General features: G+C 70.1%; 15 protein-coding genes. 9 read left to right on the forward strand and 6 right to left on the reverse strand.

Annotated features, from left to right (window positions below; genetic code table 11):
- Nucleotides 1–15 precede the first annotated feature (15 nt).
- Nucleotides 16–330, reverse strand: coding sequence for a YbjQ family protein (locus tag ACQUSM_RS03925; RefSeq protein ID WP_435115937.1), 315 nt, complete (start codon nucleotides 328–330; stop codon nucleotides 16–18).
- 107 nt (nucleotides 331–437) lie between these two features.
- On the opposite strand from ACQUSM_RS03925, the gene mce reads away from it, so the two are divergent.
- The 4 genes from mce to ACQUSM_RS03945 all read left to right on the forward strand — a co-directional run bounded on the left by mce (nucleotide 438) and on the right by ACQUSM_RS03945 (nucleotide 6,541).
- Nucleotides 438–830, forward strand: coding sequence for a methylmalonyl-CoA epimerase (gene mce, locus ACQUSM_RS03930; protein ID WP_435115939.1), 393 nt, complete (start codon nucleotides 438–440; stop codon nucleotides 828–830).
- A gap of 101 nt (nucleotides 831–931) precedes the next feature.
- Nucleotides 932–3,094 (forward strand): DUF4350 domain-containing protein, encoded by a 2,163-nt coding sequence (locus ACQUSM_RS03935; RefSeq protein ID WP_435115941.1) that lies wholly within the window; start codon nucleotides 932–934, stop codon nucleotides 3,092–3,094.
- 217 nt (nucleotides 3,095–3,311) lie between these two features.
- Nucleotides 3,312–5,321, forward strand: a complete 2,010-nt coding sequence (locus tag ACQUSM_RS03940; protein ID WP_435115943.1) for an AMP-binding protein — start codon at nucleotides 3,312–3,314, stop codon at nucleotides 5,319–5,321.
- A gap of 68 nt (nucleotides 5,322–5,389) precedes the next feature.
- Nucleotides 5,390–6,541 (forward strand): acyl-CoA dehydrogenase family protein, encoded by a 1,152-nt coding sequence (locus ACQUSM_RS03945; RefSeq protein ID WP_435115945.1) that lies wholly within the window; start codon nucleotides 5,390–5,392, stop codon nucleotides 6,539–6,541.
- 25 nt (nucleotides 6,542–6,566) lie between these two features.
- On the opposite strand, the gene ACQUSM_RS03950 is transcribed toward ACQUSM_RS03945, so the two are convergent.
- The gene (locus tag ACQUSM_RS03950) at nucleotides 6,567–6,947 is read right to left on the reverse strand and encodes a hypothetical protein (RefSeq protein ID WP_435115947.1); all 381 of its coding nucleotides are present in this window, start codon (nucleotides 6,945–6,947) and stop codon (nucleotides 6,567–6,569) included.
- Between the two features lie 90 nt (nucleotides 6,948–7,037).
- Between ACQUSM_RS03950 and ACQUSM_RS03955 the strand changes: the two genes are divergently transcribed.
- The 5 genes from ACQUSM_RS03955 to pyrI all read left to right on the forward strand — a co-directional run bounded on the left by ACQUSM_RS03955 (nucleotide 7,038) and on the right by pyrI (nucleotide 13,781).
- The gene (locus ACQUSM_RS03955; RefSeq protein WP_435115949.1) at nucleotides 7,038–8,615 is read left to right on the forward strand and encodes a thiamine pyrophosphate-binding protein; all 1,578 of its coding nucleotides are present in this window, start codon (nucleotides 7,038–7,040) and stop codon (nucleotides 8,613–8,615) included.
- 34 nt (nucleotides 8,616–8,649) lie between these two features.
- Nucleotides 8,650–10,416 (forward strand): DNA mismatch repair protein, encoded by a 1,767-nt coding sequence (locus ACQUSM_RS03960; protein ID WP_435115953.1) that lies wholly within the window; start codon nucleotides 8,650–8,652, stop codon nucleotides 10,414–10,416.
- Between the two features lie 118 nt (nucleotides 10,417–10,534).
- The gene (locus ACQUSM_RS03965) at nucleotides 10,535–12,313 is read left to right on the forward strand and encodes a PAS domain-containing protein (RefSeq protein ID WP_435115955.1); all 1,779 of its coding nucleotides are present in this window, start codon (nucleotides 10,535–10,537) and stop codon (nucleotides 12,311–12,313) included.
- Between the two features lie 90 nt (nucleotides 12,314–12,403).
- A complete protein-coding gene (gene pyrB, locus ACQUSM_RS03970; RefSeq protein ID WP_435115957.1) occupies nucleotides 12,404–13,327 on the forward strand; it encodes an aspartate carbamoyltransferase in 924 nt (307 codons plus the stop codon).
- A complete protein-coding gene (pyrI, locus tag ACQUSM_RS03975; RefSeq protein ID WP_435115959.1) occupies nucleotides 13,320–13,781 on the forward strand; it encodes an aspartate carbamoyltransferase regulatory subunit in 462 nt (153 codons plus the stop codon). The genes pyrB and pyrI overlap by 8 nt, the downstream gene beginning before the upstream one ends.
- Nucleotides 13,782–13,803: 22 nt before the next feature.
- Here the strand turns inward: pyrI and ACQUSM_RS03980 are convergent, their stop codons facing one another.
- The 4 genes from ACQUSM_RS03980 to ACQUSM_RS03995 all read right to left on the reverse strand — a co-directional run bounded on the left by ACQUSM_RS03980 (nucleotide 13,804) and on the right by ACQUSM_RS03995 (nucleotide 16,531).
- On the reverse strand, nucleotides 13,804–14,211 hold the full coding sequence (locus tag ACQUSM_RS03980) for a (R)-mandelonitrile lyase (protein WP_435115961.1): 408 nt from the start codon (nucleotides 14,209–14,211) through the stop codon (nucleotides 13,804–13,806).
- A gap of 82 nt (nucleotides 14,212–14,293) precedes the next feature.
- On the reverse strand, nucleotides 14,294–15,058 hold the full coding sequence (locus tag ACQUSM_RS03985; protein WP_435115963.1) for an SDR family oxidoreductase: 765 nt from the start codon (nucleotides 15,056–15,058) through the stop codon (nucleotides 14,294–14,296).
- Between the two features lie 38 nt (nucleotides 15,059–15,096).
- On the reverse strand, nucleotides 15,097–15,774 hold the full coding sequence (locus ACQUSM_RS03990; protein WP_435115965.1) for a helix-turn-helix domain-containing protein: 678 nt from the start codon (nucleotides 15,772–15,774) through the stop codon (nucleotides 15,097–15,099).
- Nucleotides 15,775–15,847: 73 nt separating this feature from the next.
- On the reverse strand, nucleotides 15,848–16,531 hold the full coding sequence (locus ACQUSM_RS03995) for a DUF7546 family protein (protein WP_435115967.1): 684 nt from the start codon (nucleotides 16,529–16,531) through the stop codon (nucleotides 15,848–15,850).
- Nucleotide 16,532: the final 1 nt, after the last annotated feature.

Here is a 16,532-nt window from a genome sequence, read left to right on the forward strand (position 1 = left end):
GTCGCCGAAAGCGTGCTACTCCAGCGTCACCGCAGTCCCGTAGGCCAGCATCTCCGCGCCCGTGCCGGCGATCTCGGAGGTCTCGAAGCGCATCCCGACGACGGCGTCGGCGCCCATCTCCTCGGCCTCCTCGACCATGCGCTCCTCGGCCTGCTCGCGGGAGTCCGACAGCAGCTCGGTGTACGCCTTCATCTCGCCGCCGATCAGGTTCCGCAGGCTCTGGGTGAAGTCCCGGCCGACGTTCCGCGCCCGGACGGTGTTCCCCCGGACGGTGCCCAGCGTCTCCGCGATCTCCTCGCCCGCGATCGTCTCGGTAGTGGAGGTCTGCATGGCTGAACGTTCGTTCTGCCGGGGGCATAATCGTGTCGGCGGCAGCGCCACGCGAACCGCGCCGTCGACGACCCACGCTTTTGCCCCACGCGCTCTCACCCCCGTCCATGGAGTTCGACCACGCGGGCGTCGCGACCGACGACGCCGCCGAGACCGCCGCGCTGTTCAGCGATCTGTTGGGCGCCGAGACCGTCCACGAGGAGACCGATGAGGACCGGGGGATGCGGTTCGTCTTCCTCGATCTGGGCAACGGGTACGTCGAGGTGATCGAACCGCTCGACGACACGAGCACTATCGCCGACTACGTCGCGGAAGACGGGCCGGGGCTCCATCACGTCGCGTTCGCGACCGACGACGCGGCCGCGGCGCTCGCCCACGCCCGCGACCTCGGCGTCGAGACGATCGACGACGAGCCCCGACCGGGCGCGTGGGGCCACGACATCGCGTTCCTCCACCCGCGGGACACCGCGGGCGTGTTGGTGGAGTTCGTGGAGCACTGAGTTGGTGCAGGAGGTATATACCTTCACGTAACCCTCGGAAGTGTATATATTCGGTTAGCTACCGACCGATTTATGCAGAACCGTTCAGCACGTCGACCCGCATGCGACGACGGGCACTCCTGAAGACGGCGGCGGCCGGTGCACTGCTCGGGAGCGTCGGCGTGAGCACGAGCGCGCTCGCGGCGACGGGAGAGATCGACTCGCTGGTGTTCGACTCGACGGCGAGCCAGTTGAACGCCGACGGCGAGCCGCTGGAGGACGACTCGCTGGTAGCGGTCTGGGCGGCCGAGACGGCGACCAACGTGGACGAGGACGGCGACGACGACGCCGTAATCTACCCGGACGACGGCGACATCCCGCTGGTCAGCAGCGACGGCGGCGTGGTCGGCTTCGGCGCGCCGATCGTCGACAACGGGTCGGCGTTCGGCTTCGGCAACGAGGAGTTCGTGCTGAACGTCCTCGACGCCGAGGCCGACGGCTCGGCGGTGGCGTTCGACGACGGCCACGGCCAGTTCTACGACAGCGGCAGCTTCTCGCAGTTCAGTAGCTACGCCGAGGACAACGGGTACGAGGTCGACGCGACGACGGACCTCGCCGGCGCGCTGCCCGACGCGGACGCGGCGATCGTCACCTCGCCCTCGGTCGCGTTCACCGACGACGAGCTCGACGCGCTCGAGACGTTCGTCGACGACGGCGGCACGCTGCTGCTGTTCGATCAGTCCGACTTCGGCAACTACGACGCCACGGACAACCTCAACGAGATCGCGTCGGCGCTCGACCTCGGCTTCCGGTTCAACGACGACCAAGTGATCGACGAGGAGAACAACGACGGGATTCAGTTCGTCCCGACGACCGACCAGTTCAACACCGACGCGTTCGACTACTTCGCCGACCGGCCGGGGATCGCCCCGCCCGACCTCGAGAAAGGCAAGCAGTACGAGGTGGACGTGATCGACGTGGCCGACGGCGACACCGTCGACGTGCAGTTCGATAACGGCTGGGTCGACACGGTCCGCATCCTCGGGATCGACACGCCGGAGACGGGCAGTACCGAGGAGAACCTCGCCGAGTGGGAGGGGCTGAACGACGAGGCCTACCTCAAGGACCGGGGCGACGACGCGAGCGCGTTCGCGTGGGAGAAACTCGGCGACCAAACGGTCTCGATCCGCTTCGACGACGAGGAGCCGCTCCGGGGCGACTTCGGCCGGCTGCTCGCGTACATCGACGTTGACGAGGACGGCGACGGGAGCTACGAGTACCCCTACAACCGCGCCGCGGTCCGCGAGGGGTACGCCCGCGTCTACGACTCCGGCTTCGGCCAGCACGACAGCTTCCTGAAAGAGGAGTTCGCCGCCCGCGAGGAGGGGCTGCGCCTCTGGGAAGAGAGCGACCCCGACGCCTCGCCGACGATCCGCAACGGCGAGGTGACGCAGCTGTACGCGCCCTACGCGGCCAGCGTCCGGACCACTGCCGGGGAGATCGACGCCAAGCGCGTGCCCGTCGCGGCGTCGCCGACCGCGACCCAGCAGGACGCCGACCTGACGTACGACGGCGACGTGCCGCTCGTGGGGATCGACCAGCACGCCCGCGTCGCGATGGCGGGATCGACGCTCGTCGACGAGCAGTTCGAGGACGAGGAGTTCCCCGGCGACGTGAGCGAGTACGGCAACTACGCGTTCCTCACCAGCCTGCTCGACCGGCTCACCGACCGCGAGGGCGACGTGCTGATCGACGGCGGCCACGGCCAGTTCGGCGCCGACCGCTCGATCGGCGCGGAGGACGCCGCCGACTACCTGCGCTACCTCGAAGGCGTCGACCTCGGCTTCGAACAGGTGAACGACCTCACCGGCGACCTGCTGGAGCGCGGCCGCGCGATCCTGATCGCCGCGCCCGCCGAGCCGTTCACCGACGAGGAGCTCACCGCGCTGCAGGAGTTCGTCGCCGACGGCGGCGGCGTCGTCCTGCTGGGCGGCGACGTGCCCGCCGAGCACCGCGCGAACCTCGACGCCGTCGCCGCGGGGCTGGCGACGGATCTCCGACTCGGCAGCGGGCGCGTGATCGACGAGTCGTCGAACCTCGCCGACCGCGCGAGCCTCCCGACGACGGCGAACTTCGACGACTGGTACCGCCTGTTCGGCGGCTACGACCCCGACACGAACTACAAGGGCCCCCGCGCCGGTCCCGGCGTTCCGGGCAAGAGCGGCAAAGGACCCGGGAAGGGCAAGGGGAACGGGAAGGGCAAGAGCAAGGGCCACGGCGACTGATCGATCACTCGGTCGAGCTTTTTTCTCGCCGCCGCAGCGTGTCACTCGTCCGAACTGTTAAGACGGCCGGTTCGTAACTCCGTCGTGTGTTTTCGAACGCTCGCCGGTCTCGTCGTCGGGGCGGCGCCGTTCGCCGAACGCGGTCGCGGATGCGTCGCGAACCACCTGCCGGCGGGATGTGCCAAGAGGGAAGTACCAGCAGTCCTCTTCAGTGACCATGCACGACTGGCTGGCCCACCGGGCGCGGAGCACGCCCGACCGGGAGGCCCTCGTCAACGCGAGTTCGGGCAACGCGTGGACGTACGCGACCCTCGACGAGACCGTCGAGGAGATGGCGGGCCGGCTCGCCGCGCTGGGGGTCGCCGAGGGCGACCACCTGGCTGCGGTGATGGAGACCGGCGTCGAGGAGGTCTGTTTGATCCACGCCGCGATGCGGCTGGGGGCGGTGTTGGTGCCGCTCCCGCCGGAGTTCACGCCGCCGGAGCTGGCCGACCGCTTCGACCGCGCCGACGTGGACGCGGTCGTCTGTGACGCCGACACGGAGTCACAGGTCCGCGGCGCCGTCGAGGGCGCCGAGCCGTGGCTCCCAGTGTTCACGATCGACGAGGCCGACTGGCACGACGCGACGCCGCTTTCGGACGCCGAACCCGGGGCGTTCACCCCGGCGACGTGGGAGCGCGAGGACACCCAACTCCTGCTGTTCACGTCGGGGACGACCGGCGAGGCGAAGGCGGTGCAGCTGACGACGGGGAACCTCCTGTCGAGCGCCACCGCCAGCGCGTTCCGGCTGGGGATCGACCCCACGGACCGCTGGCTCGTCCCGCTCTCACTCCACCACATGGGCGGGATCGCGCCGGTCCTCCGTTCGACGCTGTACGGGACGACGGTGATCGTCCGCGAGTCGTTCGACCCCGGCGGCACCGTCGACGACCTGCGCGAGTACGACGCCACCTGCATCTCGCTGGTGCCGACGATGCTGCGCCGGATGCTCGAAGCCCGCGGCACGCTGCCCGACGGGCTCCGGTTCGCGCTCGTCGGCGGCGCGCCCTGCCCCGAGGAGCTGATCGAGCGCTGCCGGGACTACTCCGTGCCGATCTGCCCGACGTACGGGATGACCGAGACCGCCTCGCAGGTCGCGACCGCGCGCCACGAGGAGGCGTACGACCACCCAGACACCGTCGGCCGGCCGCTGCTCTGGACCGACGTGACCGTCGTCGACTCCGCGGGCACCCCGGTCGAGCCCGGCGAGTCGGGCGAGCTGGTGGTCCGCGGGCCGACCGTGACGCCGGGCTACTACGACGACCCCGCGGCGACGGGCGAGGCGATCGGCGCCCACGGGCTCCACACGGGCGACGTGGGGTATCAGGACGAGGACGGGCGGCTGTACGTGCTGAACAGGCTCGACGACCGCATCCTCACCGGCGGGGAGAACGTCGACCCCGGCGAGGTCGTCGAGGCGATCCGGAGCCACGAATCCGTCGAGGACGCCGCCGTCGTCGGGCTGGACGACGAGGAGTGGGGCGAGAAGGTCGCCGCGCTGCTCGTCCCCACCGACGACGGCGTGGATATCGACGACCTCGAAGCCCACCTGCGCGAGCGCCTCGCCGGGTTCAAGCTCCCGCGGACGATCGGGATCGCCGAGGAGCTCCCCCGGACCGTCTCCGGCACCGTCGAACGCGACGCCGTCCGAGAACGACTCCGCGAGGACGACGTGGCGTCGATCGATCGCGACCAGCCGAGTGCCCGCGCCGCCAGCGACGCCGAGAGCGTCCGTGCGGTCGCTCGCGAGGACGAACCGACCGAACTCTCGGCGGGCGAGGAGCCGTCGGACGGCGAGACGGAAGGCTCGGATCAGGCCCCCGACAAAGAGCCGGCGCTGGATCGGGAGCCCGCCGCCGCCGGCGAGAGCGTGACCGAGGAGGCCGGCTCGACCCGCCCGGCGCTCGACGACGATCGGGAGGGCGACAGCGCGCTCGGCGTGAGCGACGACGCGGACGAGACGCGACTGGGCGGCGCCGCCCTCTCCTCGCCGCACGACGCCGGCGACGCGGCGAGCGACCGACTCACCGGGGGGAGCGTCGGTGCCGACGACGAGGAGTCGGGCTCCGACGACCGCGAGAGTGACGACGGCGCGGGGGTCGAGGGCGACGCCGCGGCTGAGGGCGACGGCCGCGAAGGGGACACCGTGGACGAACGTACCGAGGACACAGCGTCGGACGAGGAGTAGCCGGAAACCCCGGACCACGGGGGGCCAGTTCTGGGTGGCTTTTTGCCCGCCCGCGCCTATCGTGGGGTATGGATCTGCTCGACGAGGGGATCGTCCCCGAGCACGCACGCGAGGCGAAAGCCGAGGCCAGAGCGTTCGCGGCGGACGAGATCGAACCCGTCGCCGCCGAGAAGTTCGCGGCCGGCGAGTACCCGTGGGACGTGCTGGAGGCTGGGATGGACGCCGGGCTCGTCGCCGCCGACCTGCCCGAGGAGCTCGGCGGCCGCGGGTTCGACATCCAACAGATCCTCGCGATCGCCGAGGAGTTCTACCGCGCCGACGCGGGGATCGGGCTGACGCTGATGCTCGCCTCCTTCGGCTGTGAGCTGGTCGAACAGTACGGCAGCGAGGAACAGCACGAGCAGTACCTCCGTCCCGTCGCCCAGAACGACCAGATCTCCGGGCTCGCGGTGTCCGAGCCCGAGACGGGGTCGGACCTCGCGGGGATGAGCACCAGCGCCGAGAAAGACGGCGACGAGTGGGTGCTCAACGGCGAGAAGTACTGGGTCGGCAACGCCGTCGAGGCCGACTGGCTCACCGTCTACGCCAAGACCGGCGACCGCGACGACCGCTACGGCAACTACTCGCTGTTCATCGTCCCCACGGACGCCCCGGGGTACGAGGCGGAACACATCCCCGAGAAGATGGGGATGCGCGCCTCGAAGCAGGGCCACATCGTGTTCGACGACTGCCGGATCCCCGAGGAGAACCTCGTCGGCACCGAGGGCGGCGGCTTCTACGCGCTCGCGGACTTCTTCAACCACGGTCGCGTCGTCGTCGGCGGCCACGGGCTCGGGATCGCCGCCGCGGCGATCGAGGAGGCAGAAGCGTTCGTCCACGAGCGCGAGGGGTTCGGCCGCAACATCAACGAGTTCCAGTCGGTCCAGCACATCCTCGCGGACATGCAGACGGAGTTCCGCGCCGCGCGGGCGCTGAACTGGCAGGCCGCCGAGAAGGTCAAGAACCACGACAACCCCGGCTACTGGGCGGCGATGGCGAAGACGAAGTCGACCGAAGTCGCGGTCGACGTGGCCGAACGCGGGATGCAGCTCCACGGCGGCCGCTCGATCTTCACGGACCGCCGGATCGCGCGGGCGTACCGCGACGCCCGCATCCCCGTGATCTACGAGGGGGCCAACGAGATCCAGCGGAACCTGATCTACCGACAGACGCCGCGGTAGGGTCGGTCGTCGCGCCCGCCGCTTCTCAGACGCCGAGCTCGTCCTGCACGATCTCGATCCCGTCCTCGACGGCCGCCATCGTCACCGAGCGATCGCGCTCGACGGAGAACAGACAGCCCTGTTTCGGACCGTCGGCGACCCGGACCACCCACGAGCGCTCGAACGTCCGGACGACCGCTTCCAGACTCCCCAGCCGGAACGACGACTCGACGGTCGGCGCGTCGAGCTGGTGGACGATGCTGTTGTCGACGAACGCCCTGATCTCGTCGTCGCTGTACTGGGCCGCCACGTCCTCCCGGAGGGAGTGATCGAACTCCCCGCCGTCGTACCTGATCACCCCGCGGAGCGCGGTCCCCAGCCGGTCCGCGAGGGCGGCGTGGATCGTTCCGGCGTCGATCTCGGCCATAGCGGCGACTCTTGCCGGAGGGGCAAAAAGCTCCGTATCCCCGGCGCCGTCCGGAGAAAGAACTACGGTGGTTCCACCGTCTCTCGGGACATGGACAGGATCACCGGCGGCGAGGCGGTCGTCGCACAGCTCGAACGCGAGGGGGTCGACGTGGCGTTCGGCATCCCGGGCGTCCACACGCTGGAGATCTACGACGCGCTGCTCGATAGCGGGATCGACCACGTCACCACCCGCCACGAGCAGGGGGCGGGGTTCGGCGCCGACGGCTACGCGCGGGCGACCGGCCGGGTCGGCGTCTGCTTCGTCATCACCGGTCCCGGGCTCACCAACGTCGCGACCGCCGTGGGGCAGGCGTACTCCGACTCCTCGCCGCTGCTGGTGATCTCGACGACGAACGCGACCAACGAGGCCGACCGCGGGAAGGGCCACCTCCACGAGCTCAAGGACCAGCAGGGTGTGATGGATTCGATCGCCGCCGAGAGCTACCACGTCGACCGCGTCGCGGACGTGCCGGGGACGATCGCCGATGCGTTCGACTACCTCGACCGCCACCGACCGCGACCGGTCCACGTCCAGATCCCGACGGACGTGCTCGAACGCGCGGAGCCGGTCGAACTGGTCGACCGGGAGCCGGCCGCCCCGCCCGGGCCAGACACCGAGCGCGTCGCGGACGCGGCCGAGCTGCTCGCCGACGCGGACCGACCCCTGCTCGTCGTCGGCGGGGGGACCGTCGACGCCGCCGACTCGGTGCGAGCGTTCGTCGAGGAGACGAATATCCCCGTGATCACGACCGCTGCCGGGAAAGGCGTCGTCCCCGCCGACCACGACTGCTGTGTCGCGACGGCGCTGGGCCACGAGCCCGCGGCCGAGTTCGTCGCGAGCCGGGATCTCGTGCTCGCGGTCGGCACGGAGCTCAGCGCACAGGACACGGGCGATACGCCCTTCCCGGACGGGCTGATCCACATCGATATCGACCCGACGAACGTCGGGAACAACCACGAGACGGCGCTGGGGATCGTCGGCGACGCGGGTGCGACGCTCGACGCGCTCACCGAGCGAGTGCGCGAGCGCGGGCCCTCCTACGACGGCCCGACCGAGGCCGACGACGCCGGGCCCGAACCGCTGTCGGTCGGCGACGAGGACGACCGCCTCCACCTGCTCGCGGTGCTGCGGGAGGCGCTCGACGACGACGCGGTCGTCGTCAACGACATGACGAAGGTGAGCTACGCCGCGCGGACGCGGTTCCCGACCGGCGCGCCGCGGTCGTTCCTCTTCCCGCGTGGGTTCGGGACGTTGGGGTTCAGCCCGCCCGCCGCGTTCGGCGCCGCGATCGGGACGGACCGACAGGTGGTGTCGCTGGTCGGCGACGGCGGCTCGCTGTTCACGATCGGCGACCTCGCGACCGCGGTGCAGTACGACCTCGGCGTCCCGATCGTGCTCTGTAACGACGACTCCTACGACATCTTGGAGGACGTCCAGCGCCGGGACTACGGCCGGACGATGGCCACCGACATCGAGAACCCGGACTTCGTCGACATGGCGGAGAGCTTCGGCGCCGCCGCGCGGCGGATCGCGTTCGAGGACGCCGCCGACGAACTGCCCGACGCGCTCGCGGCGGCGTTCGACCGCGACCGGCCGACGCTGATCGAGATCCCCGTCGAGTTCTGACAACGCTGAAGAGCCCCCGGCCGCATTGGCACCTATGCGACTGCAGGAGTACTGGGGCGTCGGTCCGAAGACGGCCGACCTGCTCGAAGCCGAGTTGGGCGTCGAGCGCGCGGTGCGCGCCATCGAGTCCGCGGACGTGAGCACGCTCGTCGACGCGGGGCTCCCGCGTGGCCGGGCGACGCGCATCCTCCGGCGGGCCACGGGCGCGGCCGGGCTGGACACGCTGGGCACCGGCGACGCCCGCGACGTGTACGGCGACCTGCTCGAACTCGCCGCGGGGGAGGCGCTGACCGGCGGCGCGGCCGACCGGATCCGCGTGCTCACGCCGCTGGCGAGCCACGAGGCGGCCGACGAACGGTTGGACCGAATCGACCGAGCACGCGAGGTGTGGAGCGACCTCGGCGAGGACGATCGCGAACGGGTGGTCGACGCGTTTGCGAGCTACGACGAGGCCGGCGGCGGCCGTCGCGCCGCGGTCGAGGCCGCGCTCGAACTCCGCCGCGTGGGGACGAGCGAGGGCGGCCCGTTCGATCGGCTGGCCGACCTCGACGCCGACGCGCTCGAAGCCGCCGTCGACGCGCTGGCGGCCGTCGAGGGGGAGTTCGGCGACGGCGACGAGCCGCTGTCGGTCGGGGAGGGCGCCGACGACCGCCTCGACGAGCTCCGGACCCAACTGACCGCCGCGAGACGGCTGGACGACGCCGCGCTGGACGTGCTGGAGACCGTCCGGGGGCAGGACGTTCGCTCGCTGGAGGCGTTCCAGAGCGCGGTGATCTCCTACGTTGCCGAGGAGACCGGCGTGACCGCGAGCGAGGTCCGGTCGGTCGCGCCCGACGAGGCCCGCGACGAAACCGACTTCGTCTCGGCGACGCTGCGTGCGCTGGTCGCCGATCTGGAGGGGCAGGTCGCCGACCGCGAGGCGGCCGTCGCGACCGACCTCCGGGAGACGCTGGACGACGCCGGCGAGGGGGTCGAGGCCGCGGTGGACGCGGTCGACGAGCTCGCGTTCGACCTCTCGCTGGCTCGCTTCGCCGCGACCCACGACCTGACGCGACCGTCGCTGGTCGAGGACGGGCTCGCCGTCCGGAACGCTCGGAACCTCTTCGTCGACGGCGAGGTCCAGCCGGTCACCTACGGCGTCGGGACGCACTCGGTCTCCGGGGGCGAAGCTGATCCCCCTTCGGGCGACCGCGTGGCGGTGCTGACGGGTGCGAACTCCGGCGGGAAGACGACGCTGCTGGAGACGCTGTGTGGCGTCGCGCTGCTGGCGGCGATGGGGCTGCCCGTGCCCGCCGAGCGCGCGGAGGTCGGCCGCTTCGATACGGTCGTGTTCCACCGCCGGCACGCCTCGTTCAACGCGGGCGTGCTGGAGTCGACGCTGCGCTCGGTCGTGCCGCCGCTGACCGGGGAGGGGCGGGCGCTGATGCTCGTCGACGAGTTCGAAGCGATCACCGAGCCCGGCCGGGCGGCGGACCTACTCAACGGGCTGGTGGACCTGACCGTCGACCGCGGCGCGCTGGGCGTGTTCGTCACCCACCTCGCGGAGGACCTCTCGCCGCTGCCCGACACCGCCCGGATCGACGGCATCTTCGCCGAGGGGCTGACCGACGAGCTCGATCTGCGCGTCGACTACCAGCCCCGGTTCGGCACCGTCGGGCGCTCGACGCCGGAGTTCATCGTCTCGCGGCTGGTCGCGAACGCTGGCGAACGCGACGAGCGCGCGGCGTTCCGGTCGCTGGCGGCCGCGGTCGGCGAGGAGGCAGTCCAGCGGACGCTCTCGGACGCGGAGTGGCAGTCCTAGCGCTCCCGCCGTTTCGGCGCCGTGGCGCGGGATGTCACCCGCCGGCTCGTCCGCCGGTCTCGACAACGGGACGACAAAATTCGGTGGTATAATGGTCGTGTGACCGTACCGAGTACGCGTGGAACTGTCGTCCGGTCGTACCGAGCACGTCCTGTTAGCGATGGCGCCCGGTCGCGACCGGGAGCTCGTCGAAGAGTGGCTCGACGAGGTCGGGAGCTACGACGTGTGGCTCGGCGACGAGGGGATTCCCGAGGAGTACGACGTCTGTCTGCTCGACGGCGCCGGGTTCGACCGGTTCCGGGAGCGCCTCCGGGAGCGAAAGGCGAGTTCGGACGGGTTCCTCCCGCACCTGCTGCTCGGAGCCGACAGCGACCCGGACGAGGTCGACACGGCCGACGGCGTCGGCGACGCGCTGATCGACGACGTGCTCGAACGGCCGCTGCGCAGAACCGGTCTCGCCCGCCGGATCGAGAACCTCCTCGCGACCCGGCGGGCGTCGCTCGAACTGGCCCACCGTGAGGCACAGTACCGCGAACTGGTAGAGCTCTCCCCCGAGGCGGTGCTGGTGGTCGACGGCGGCGATATCGTCTACGCCAACACCGCCGCGGCCGAACTGCTCGACGACGCCGCGACCGAACTCTACGGCGAGGACGTGACGCAGTTCGTCGACGAGGCGGACGAAACGGCGCTGACCGCGCTGCTCGAAGCCACTCCCCCCGCCGGGGACGGGGCGTCCGAGTTCGTCGACCTCACGTTCCGGGGCACCCGCGGTCGGCGGATCGACGCCTCGGTCGCCGCCATCCGGATCAGCTACGAGGGGTCGGACGTCGTCCAACTGCTCGTTCAGGACCGGACCGAAGCGAATCGCCGCGAGGACCGGCTCAGGCTGTTCGGCCGCGCTGTCGAGGCGGCCGCCCACGGCATCACGATCGTCGACGTCCGCGCGGACGACCAGCCGCTCATCTACGCCAACGCCGGGTTCACGCGGATCACCGGCTACCCTCTCGGTGAGGTGCTCGGCCGTAACTGTCGGTTCCTCCAGGGGGAGAACACCGACGAGTCCACCGTCGACACGATCCGGGCCGCGATCGACGCCGGCGAGCCCGAGTCGGTGGAGATCTTGAACTACCGGAAGGACGGCACGCCGTTCTGGAACCGGCTGGACATCGTACCCATCCGGGACGAGGCGGGCGAGCTCACCCACTACCTCGGGCTCCAGCGGGACATCACCGACCGCGTCCGGAACGAACAGCGTCTCGCGGTGCTGGACCGTATCCTGCGACACAACGTCCGGAACAAGACCAACGTGATCCGGGGGTACGCCGACGCGATCGTCGACGACGGCGTCGATCCGGTGGCCGCCGCCGAGCGCATCGTCGCCGCCGCCGAGGAGCTGCACACGATCAGCGAACAGGTCCGGGAGTTCGACACCGTCGTCCGGAAGTCGGAGCAGATGGGCGACGCGATCGAACTGGACGCGGTCGTCGGCGAGGGCGTGGCGTCGCTGCGCGAGGAGTTTCCCACGGCCGACGTCCAGTTCCGGGCGTCGGGGTCGGTAGCGATTCAGGCTCACCCGACGCTCCGGGCGGCGGTACAGGACCTGCTGTACCAGCTGAGCGACACCGAACGGCCGGTCGCGGAGATCGCGGTGGTCCGGGAGGGCGAGGACGTCCGCCTCGACGTGCGCGACCGCGGCGGCGCGATCCCCCGCGAGGACCTCGAACTGGTGTCGACGCGCTCGGAGACCCCCCTCGATCACCTGCAGGGGCTCGAACTCTGGTTGCTCCGGTGGGCGGTCGAGCAGTCGGACGGCGAGTTCACGGTCGCCGACACCGACGGCGACCCGCTGCTCCGGATGCGGTTCCCGGCCGCCGACCGGGCGCTTCGAGATTCGTAACGCCCCCGGCTTGCAGCCCCATCGACGTGTACACCACTACCGAAGACGGAGCCGAGGGATTCAAGGTCGTGCCCATCCCGCTCACGAGTGATGCGTCAGGACCACCTCGTCGCCGCGGGGCAGCTCTCGCGGGCGGACGTCGAGCGGGTGCTCGACCGCGCCGCCGAGTTCGACGCCGCGCTCGACGCCGGCGACGACCTCCCCGCCCGGTACCCGGAGAAGCTGCTCGCGCTGTGTTTCTACGAGCCCAGCACGCGAACGAAGATGTCGTTCGAGGCCGCGATGAAGCGGCTCGGCGGCGATATCGTCGACATGGGCGGCGTCGACGCTTCCTCGGTGAAGAAAGGCGAGAGCCTCGCCGACACCGTTCGGGTGATCGAGGGGTACGCCGACGGGCTCGTGCTCCGGCACCCCCGAGAGGGCGCCGCGAAGATGGCCGCGGAGTTCGTCGACGCGCCCGTCGTCAACGCGGGCGACGGCGCGGGCCACCACCCGAGTCAGACGCTGCTCGACCTGTACACGATCCGGGAGGCCGCGGGACTGGACGATCTCACGATCGGGATCGTCGGCGACCTGAAGTACGGCCGGACGGTCCACTCGCTCGCGACCGCGCTGACGGAGTTCGACACGCGAATGCACTTCGTCAGCCCCGAGTCGCTCCGGCTCCCCCGGTCGGTCCGGTTCGACCTCCACGAGGCCGGCGCGCAGGTCCGCGAACACACTGAACTCGAGGAAGTACTGCCCGATCTCGACGTGCTGTACGTCACCCGGATCCAGCGCGAGCGATTCCCCGACGAGGACGAGTACCAGAAAGTCGCCGGGGAGTTCCGGATCGACCGCGAGACGCTCGACGCGGCCGCCGACGATCTGACGGTGATGCACCCGCTGCCCCGCGTCGACGAGATCGCTCCCGAGATCGACGACACCGAGCACGCCGACTACTTCGAGCAGGCCCACAACGGCGTCCCGGTCCGGATGGCGCTGCTCGACTTCCTGTTCCAGAACCATGAGTGACCACGAACTCCGCGTCTCGAAGATCCGCGACGGCACCGTGCTCGACCACCTCCCCGGCGGCAGCGCGCTGAACGTGCTCGCGATGCTCGGGATCGACGGCAGCGAGGGCACCGGCGTCAGCGTCGCGATGAACGTCCCCTCCGACCGCCTCGGCACCAAGGACGTGGTGAAAGTCGAGGAGCGCGAACTCTCCCAAGCCGAGGTCGACGTGCTCTCGCTGATCGCGCCCCGGGCGACGGTGAACATCGTCCGGGAGTACGACGTACAGGAGAAGAAGCAGGCCGAGCGTCCCGACAGCGTGGTGGGCGTGCTGGCCTGCCCGAACAGTAGCTGTATCACGAACGCCGACGAGCCCGTCGAGAGCCGCTTCGACGTGCTCGACGACGGCGTGCGCTGTGGCTACTGTGAGGAGATCATCCGCGAAGGGATCGCGGAGCATCTGGACGTGGGGTGAGGCGGCCACCTCGTCGGGCGGCTCAGTCCTCCGACGCCGGCCCGTACTCCTCGTCGGTGACGTGTTCCAGCCACTCGACGGCTTCGCCGTCGTCCTCCTCCTGAATCGCGATGTGGGTCATCGCGTGCTCCGGCGTCGCGCCATGCCAGTGTTTCTCCCCGGGAGGGAACCACACCACGTCGCCCGCCTGTATCCGTTCGATCTCCCCGCCTTCGCGCTGGACGAGCCCGTAGCCGCTCGTCACGACCAGCCGCTGGCCGAGCGGGTGGGTGTGCCACGCGGTGCGGGCACCCGGCTCGAAGGTGACACTCGCCGCCGCGGCGCGAGCCTCGTCGCGCGCATCGAACAGTGGGTCGATCCGGGTGTCGCCGGTGAAGTACTCGTCGGGCCCCTCGACGGAAGGTCGTGAACTGCCGCTCGTTATCTCCATCTCAACCCCTGATCGGGGGCCAGTGTCCTTGTGTTTCGACGCTATCAAGATAGGGTGTTTATCCCACGACGGGGGAGCCGAGCTACGGTTGGACCTGATCGAGCGGGCGGATCAGAACCTCGTTGATGTCGACGCGGGGGGGCTGGGTGACGACGAACGCGATCGTGCGGGCGATGTCCTCCGGCGCGAGCGCGTCCATCGAGCCGACGTGCTCCTCGACGCTCTCCCGGACCTCCTCGTCGGGGATGTGGTCGAGGAGTTCGGTGTCGACCGCGCCCGGCTCGATGGTCGCGACGTGGACGCCGGCCTCCGCGAGGTCGAGCCGGAGCGAGTCGCCGAACATCTTCACGCCAGCCTTCGCCGCGTTGTAGTGGGTGCTGTTGGGTTGGAGGAACCGCCCGACGACCGAGGAGAGGTTGACGATATGGCCGCTTTCCTGTTCCATCATCGTCGGCGCGACCGCGTTGGTGAGCTTGATCAGCCCCGTCAGGTTCACGTCGACCGTCGTCTCGATCGTCTCGCGGTCGAGCTCCGCGACGTGTGCGAGTGGCATGATCCCCGCGTTGTTCACGAGCACGTCGATGCGGTCGTACTCGCCGAGCGTGGTTTCGACTAAGTTGTCGATGTCGTCGTCCTCGGTGATGTCCGTCGGGACGACGAGGGCGTCGCCGTCGGTCTCCTCGATCCGGGCCTCGACCGCTTCGAGCTCGTCGACGCGGCGCGCGGCGAGAACGACGTCCGCGCCACGGGAAGCGAGTGCTTCCGCCGTGGCGGCACCGATCCCAGAGGACGCACCGGTGACGATCGCGACCTGTCCTTCCAGTTCTGCACCGAAGTCGGCTGTCATCCCCTGAACGAACGGGTGCCGGGGGGTTCAGTTCGACGCTATCTGGAAAGGGTGTTCAAGTCCTCCTCCACGTCGAGGGAGGCAGTGAGCAGCCGCCGTTCGCCACGGCGGAGGAGACTCGACAGTGAGGGCTGTGAGATCCCCAGCTCGTCGGCCAGTTCCGCGGCTGTGACCTGTCTCGGGCTCTCGTAGTAGCCACGCGAGACGGCGAGTTCGAGGGCCTCCCGCTGTCGATCGGTCAGTGGCTCGTCCGAGCTCCGATCGAACGACGAACCGTCGGAGGAGATCGAGATGAGTTCGAACGAGATCCCGTGGTTCTCGAAGGTGGTGTGGAAGTCCTGGAACACGTCGTAGTCCTTGAACACCTTCGTCTCGTGCCACCCCTCGGCCGTGACGACCGTCGACTCCATCTTCGCGCCGTCGAACCGTTCGGGATCGAACGCCGGGGCGATCGAGTCGTCGAGGTCTGCGGTGAGCTTGTAGACGGTCTCGCCGTTGCGCTCCCCCAGAGACGAGACGGACTGGATCTCGTCGAGTGCCGCGAGGTCGGCCTCGGAGACGCCGGCCGCGGCGTCGATCTCGGCGATGAACACCCGGGCTTCGGGCTCGATACAGAGAGCGTGCGAGCAGACGACCTCGTCGGGTGGGAGCGTCGCCGGGATGCTGACGAGCGGCAGCGCCGGCGACCGGAGTCGGAACTCGGTCGTGATCGTCATCGACCGAACCCAATCCTCGCGGACGCTTAAAGTTCGTGCCGGCCGGAACTGATGCCGCCGATCGGTCGATAGCTCACCGCAACGAGCCGACCGACGGCCGCCACGACAGCAGCGCCACCGTCACCAGGAACACCGCCGTCGACACGTCGTAGGCGTACGTCGTCGTCGCCGCCGCGACGAACGAGCCGCCCCCCAGCGCCGCCGTCCCGATCGACGCGACGATCGGCCACGAACAGGAGATACAGGAGAACAGCCCCAACAGCCCCGACACTGCCGAGCCGGACACGTCGAGCACCGTGACGTAGACGAGATACGCCAGCGCGAGGTAGCCGACGACCCGGGCGGGCATCAGGACGAGTCGGAGGAACTCGCTTTTGAACGTGAGTGCGGGCCCCCACCCCGGCGGGAGCCACAGCACCGAGAAGCCGGCCGTGTAGTCGAACGTCACCGGAATGCCGGGAGCGACGACGCCGCCGGTGTACGCGAGCACTGCGAGGTAGCCGAGCGCGAGCACGCCCGCGCGGCGGACCGCCGCGGCGCTCGCGTCGGGGGCGTCGGTCCGCAGGAACACCCACAGCGAGACGTTGAGCCAGAGCAGGCCGTACAGCGCGAAGCGCGGCTGGCTGACCGAGACGGTGTCGCCGAACAGCCAGTAGCCGGTCAGCGCCATCACCTCGACGTACAGCACGCCCGTCCAGAACAGCACCGTCCGCGGTTCGGGGAGATCGTCGGCGCCCACGCGGTCGAGGACGGACATC

The sequence above is a fragment of the Halolamina sp. C58 genome (genome assembly GCF_051195095.1).
Taxonomy (GTDB): domain Archaea; phylum Halobacteriota; class Halobacteria; order Halobacteriales; family Haloferacaceae; genus Halolamina.